The 6,058-nt window shown below is 41.5% G+C and carries 4 protein-coding genes; 1 reads left to right on the top strand and 3 read right to left on the bottom strand.

Annotation, left to right across the window (positions count from 1 at the left end):
• Positions 1-236: 236 nt before the first annotated feature.
• From IM322_RS17540 to IM322_RS17530, 3 genes are all read right to left on the bottom strand, one after another.
• Entirely contained in the window at positions 237-2,393 is a 2,157-nt protein-coding gene (locus tag IM322_RS17540; protein ID WP_287677290.1) for a putative PEP-binding protein, read from the bottom strand.
• Positions 2,394-2,522: 129 nt separating this feature from the next.
• Positions 2,523-3,614, bottom strand: coding sequence for a polysaccharide pyruvyl transferase family protein (locus tag IM322_RS17535; RefSeq protein ID WP_287677293.1), 1,092 nt, complete (start codon positions 3,612-3,614; stop codon positions 2,523-2,525).
• Between the two features lie 34 nt (positions 3,615-3,648).
• On the bottom strand, positions 3,649-4,665 hold the full coding sequence (locus IM322_RS17530) for an Npun_R2821/Npun_R2822 family protein (RefSeq protein ID WP_287677292.1): 1,017 nt from the start codon (positions 4,663-4,665) through the stop codon (positions 3,649-3,651).
• Between the two features lie 175 nt (positions 4,666-4,840).
• On the opposite strand from IM322_RS17530, the gene IM322_RS17525 reads away from it, so the two are divergent.
• Positions 4,841-5,536 (top strand): response regulator transcription factor, encoded by a 696-nt coding sequence (locus IM322_RS17525; RefSeq protein ID WP_287079412.1) that lies wholly within the window; start codon positions 4,841-4,843, stop codon positions 5,534-5,536.
• Positions 5,537-6,058: the final 522 nt, after the last annotated feature.

Here is a 6,058-nt window from a genome sequence, read left to right as displayed (position 1 = left end):
TAATCTCTCGAAGTAAAAGTGAAGGGAATTTCTGAAATGGAATTCAGTCTGTCTATATTTGACTATACTTTTACTAACTATGAATTAGGAAGTGGGGTAGTGGGGTAGTGGGGTAGTGGGGAAATTGAACTAAAACCCCAAAACCCCAAAACCTAAAACCTGCCTTCTGCCTCTTGCCTCTTGCCTCCTCTAACATCTTCCCCAACAGCCAACCCCTAACGCTCCTTTTGCCGAGGTTATCTGCTATTTTCCAATAAAAACCTTCTTTCTGCCCGAACAATTGCCTCTCTAGTGGCTAAAACTGCTTCTGTATCCACCGAAAGAGAAGTCACACCCCAAGCAATCAGATCATCGATAATTTCAGGATACTGAACGATGGCCATGCCGCAAACGGAACAGGGAATCTGTAAAACTTTTGCTTGAGTGATAATTTGTTTTAAAGCTGCCCTGACTGCGGGATGACGGGCGTTAAAATATTCTGAGAAATCTTCTCGATCGCTACCTAAAAGTAATTGAGTTAAATCATTAGTACCAATAGCGATTAATTGTACCCCCGCTTGCACATAATCCCCCAATTGAAAGATTACCCCCGGTACTTCCACCATTATCCCCAATTGAAAAGAAGGGACTTGAGTGAGTAAAGCCGATTGTACCCGTTGCCGGCAAAAAATAAATTCTTCCACTCCGCGGACAAAGGGAAGCAGTAAATTAATATTGGTGGCGCTGGTGGTTTGTACCCGTCGTAAAGCTTGCAATTCCAGATCGAATAGAGTCGCATCTAATATATAACCATGGGTTCCCCGACTGTCTTTAGCCGAATGTTGAGCATCAAAAGAACGGTAAAATAAAGGCTTAGGCTGGATACTAAGGGCAAATTGTGCGATTAAATCACTTAATCTCTCGATTAATTCCCCTTGATGCTCTGGTGTTAACCATTCTTCTAGGCTACGCTGGGAAAGTAACTCTAAAATCATCCATTCTGAGCGCAATAAACCGATCCCATCAATAGGCAGATTTTGGATTCTGGCAATACTTTCAGTTTGACTGAGATTAACCATCAAACGGGTGGCAATTGCCGTCCCGTCGGTTTCTCTGGGTGGTGATGGAGGTAAGGAAATATTTTCCTGAGATGCTAGAGAAATAATTCCCCTCGTACCATCTACTAAAATTATCTCGCCTGAGCGGATAATTTCCGTGGCATTTTTCACCCCGACAATGGCAGGAATGGCTAATTCCCGGGCTAAAATAGCTCCATGGCTAGTCATTCCCCCCTGTTCCGTGATCATTGCTCGAATTTGGCGTAAATGGGGCAGTTTTTGGGGAGGTAAATTAGTAGTAACCAGAATGCAATCCTGAAAATTTGCCTCTGGGGAGTCGAAATTGCTGATAACTTTTGCCACTCCCGATACCAACCCCGGGGATGCCCCTAATCCTCTTAGGGGATAATGGGAGGTAGTAGCGGTGATTTCTTGACTGTGACAGTTGAGAATATAAATTTGACCATCCAGCATCATCAGCCATTCTATGCTGGTTAAGGTGGGTTTTTCCGTAAGCAGAGATTGAACCAGTTGACAAAGGCGATCGATGGCGAAATTATCTAAACAGTGGCTTTCCTGTAAACTGGGTGCTAATAATTGTGGCGCAAGCAGATTACTGTCACTATTGAGATAATAAGCGCGGGATTTATTGCCTAATTGCCGACTGCGTAATTGACCGGAGCGATCGATAATATAGGTATCCGGTGCCACTTCTCCATTCACTAAACTGTGTCCTAACCCCCAAACCGCCTGAATTTGCCAGTTATCGTCATTAATCAACACATTTCCCGCACAATTGGCCGGTAATAACGGTTGTACCAGTAAAGATAATTGAACGTTTTCTAAACCAATTCCCATTTTTCGCCAATAAAATAGACTTCTGGCGCTGAATAACTCCGCCCAAGCTTGTTTTAGGGCATTTTCTAGATTATCTGCTTTAATTCCACTGATTGGGGCAGAAAATAACCCTAGAGTTCGCCGAGCCAGATTGGCTGGTAGGGAAAAGCGCCATACTAGGGTATCCATGGATAATTGTGCCACGGCCGCCCCTAGTTCTTCTAACCAGAGAGGAGGAATTGCTGCTTGTAAAATGGCGCTCCGACTCTTTTTAGCGACTAATTGCAGAGCTTTTGCGTCATCTACGTCTAAATAGAGGGAAGATTGCGGAAAATCAGTCAAGAACGAGTCAGCCTTGTTGATAGTTTCCAAAAATTCCGCAAAAATGTGGTTAAAAATGGCAAATCCCCTGATAATTGGGTATCCTCGCTGGTGTAATTCACTGGCAATAAAAGCTTTTTCCCCCACCAGGGGGCGATCAGAAGCACTAATGCGATCGAGCCAGCAGAGAATGGTCACGGTATTTGTTAAGAATGGTGAAAGGATTCTAAAATAATCTAGGTGATTTTTGTCGCTTTTTACTTTTACCTGATATTTTAACTCACCGTCACCATCTTGAGGATGATGTCGTCATTAAGGAAAAAACCCTTAACCTAGACGATTGCGCAGTTCTTGGAGTGCTACTTTAGTCTGTAGAGGGTCTTCAACTAATTTAGCGATAGGAATTTGATGAGTCCAAGTGTCGTAAAAGGCCTTAATTTTATAGTAAGAGCCTGGAAAGACAAGATGGGGAATATCAAGCAGCAGACATAAAATATGAACATGAAGACGATTAGTAATCACGATCGGATATTGTTTTAATTGATAGATGCCACTGTGCATTAAACTCCATGATTTCTGATGGAGACGAGGATTATCTATGTCCTTAAAGACAGAAGCCCAGGGATGAAAAAGTTGCCATTTTTGCCTAGAAAGCCATTGATTAGGAGTAGCTAATCCTCGTTGCCAACCCTCCCGTATAAGTCTAGCCAATCCGGGGATATAAACCCATTTTTCGGGAAGTTTATTCATCCATTGAAGGGATATCCAATCTTCCACTACTAAATCAGGAATCTCTAGCTTAGAGGCAGAAAAAGCCGAATTTCTCTCTGTATCTACTCGATCAATATAAAGAATTGAGTTCTTAGTCGCTGTAATATTAGGCAGGGCAGGTAAATTAACCATTTCAAAAGCCATATCCGGGGCTTTAATAATGCGACAATTGCCAAAATGTTCCCCAGCGATAGCATAGCTATAATCGTCGCGTACAAAAATGGTTAAATCGGGATGGGAGTTAAAAATTTTGGCAGTTTTTTGTAGATTTTCCTGGGATTTAAAATAGATGGACTGGGGTAAAATAAAGATAGGTCGATCATGATATCTGGCAATAATTTTTTCCCGAAAATTTTGATACTTTGCCCAGAGATCTCCTAGATTTCCACCTCCAGTAAAAATAATCGGAGATTTCCCTGCTTTACGCTCTAGATCATCCTCAGAAAAACTATTAGCATGGGCAGTATATTTAATTTTAATTTTCGCAGTTTTACTTAAATAGAGAATGTCCCCTAACCAGATTAAATGATCTCCAAGATTAGAATAGTTCGGATAATCTAACAATGCACATTCTTCGAGGGAACGGAGTACAGACAAAGATTGATGTAAAGCATCTTTTACATCCTGTGGAGTTGACAAATTAGGCATTTTAGTCACTTAATATTTTCAAGGTTAAGATAGATCAGAAAAAAACTCTTTTCGCTTTACTGATCATTTTATTTAGTTTTCGAGTCCCTTTAGTTAAGGGACTCGGTGCCTGAAAATTATCGGGTTTTTGTTCAGGATTTTTGAGAAAACGATAGTGTAGAAACGTATCTCGATAACGAATATCTACATCTTCCCCCTGACATAAACGGGTAAATCCAGCTGAAGAATAATTCATATAGTGAATCCTATGAATAGGTTTGAGTCCTTCTTGATTATAAAGAATACCATCAATTTCCACAAAGGGATCCGCATCTGCACAGTTCCCTGTCCTGTCTTGACCATTAGGACTTAGAGTAAAGTTAAACATGGAATAGTTAGTGTGGAACGTCAGATAACTGAACAGTGCCGAACTAGACCACCAACAGCGATCATACACCCATTGAATCTCTTTTTTCTTGGTTAACCTTTCCTTGAGTACATCCATTTCTGCGGGGGAAAAAAGCCCAGATTTAGAACCAAAAAAACTGTCACAATGAAGTTTAGGGCGAATATCAGCCTCTGATAAACCAGTCGCTTGTTTGATCGCTTCTAAATCCAATTCTGTCGAAAATCTTTTTTTGTTGTGTTCCCAATCATCAAAAACTAGATCATAAACATCGAGCTTTTCAAAAATTTTATCTAAGGGTTTCATTGCTAAACTATCGGCATCAAAAAAGACAAATCTATCAAAATCACCGTCAAAAGCCGCAAATTTACGATGCACAAAACCCTTATACCAAGCGGGACGCTCTAAGGGTTTTGACGCTTGGGAATGATACTCCCATACCTCGTTAACAAAACTATCCCATCTAGCGAGAGATTGAGAATTATTAAAAAGAGTTACTTGGGGTCGAGAATCAATTTCTTTTTGAGTCTTTTCTAGGCGATCATTATAGGGAATTACACAGACAGGAATATCGGAACCAATATTCTTTTCAATACTGTTAAGCAGTGCAACCAATTGGTCATAAACAGTGTCATTGGCTAAAGTATATATTCCTCTTGAGAGCATGACATTTTTGGTTAAGTAACACGGATATCATACAGAAAATGTTGAAATATTGCAAGCTGTTCTCAAACCTGTTAGGTAAATACTCACTGGTTATCGTCGTTAACACTGCCCCAGAAAGTGGGCAAAAAACCGCTAAGATAGGATTCGGACAATATTCGATCGCTGCGAGAAATTCATGGACACACCTGCGAAAGTTTTGTTAGTGGATGACGAACCGGGGGTTCGTGAATCTGTGCAAGCATATCTACAGTACGGGGATGACTTCGAGGTAAGAACTGCTAGTAATGCTAACGAAGCCTGGGATTTACTCAATCAAGAAATTCCGGAATTAGTCATCTCCGACATTATGATGCCGCAGGTGGATGGCTATCAGTTTCTGAAGAAATTGCGCGAAGATGCTCGTTTTCAGACAATTCCCGTGGTTTTTCTCACTGCTAGGGGGATGACAAGCGATCGCATTCAGGGTTATAATGCCGGTTGTGATGCTTATCTATCCAAACCTTTCGATCCCGAAGAATTAGAAGCATTAATCAAGTCTTTAATCGAGCGCCGTCGTCAATCCTTGCAAGCCACCAGCGAAAACGCTAGATTAGAAGAAATTGCCCGAGATATCCGGGAATTAAAACAGCAGGTGGGACAACATAACACTTTTACTACTACTCCCCCCCCGATTAAAATTGATCTGACCCCCCGGGAACAAAGTGTTTTAGATCTGGTAGCCGAGGGATTGATGAATAAAGAAATTGCCAGTCGTCTAGAAACCAGCGTCAGAAACGTAGAAAAATACGTCAGTCGCTTATTTAGCAAGACTGGTACTAATAGTCGCACGGAATTGGTACGTTTTGCCCTAAAACACGGTTTAACCAGTTAAAATCGACAGAGACACAGAGAACACAAATTATAAGTAGTCGTGCAAAATTAATTTTCCACGACTACTTAGGGTTTGCTGAATAAATCTAAAAACCTTGTTGGATAAGACTTTTAGACTTTTTTCCCCTCGAAAAGTGCTTTAGCTAGGGGTGATCGGGGGGAAAATTCAGGTACTTTTTCCCTGAAAATTAGGTAGTTGACCACCTGAAAATCGATAAAACCCCACACCCCACACCCCACACCCCACACCCTGCCCCTAGGAAAAGCTTTTTGCCGCAAACCCTACTTAACCGAGTAAGATTGACATCCTCGCCGCACTTTTAGGGCGGCGATTCCTAAACCTCACGATTTAAGTTTCTGCTTCAACCACCGTTGCATACCACGGTTAAAAAACCATGTACTGTCTTACACAAAGTCCACAGACTTTCGCGCCATTTCAGAAGCCCGATTCCGTGTGTCCCACGGTACGGTTCTGACTAAACGCTTCTTGTACTTGTTGCGCGCGACTTTTTACCCGGACAAG

The organism is Microcystis sp. M109S1, assembly GCF_020247025.1.
Classification (GTDB): Bacteria; Cyanobacteriota; Cyanobacteriia; order Cyanobacteriales; family Microcystaceae; genus Microcystis.
This window is presented reverse-complemented; position numbering and strand designations above follow the sequence as displayed.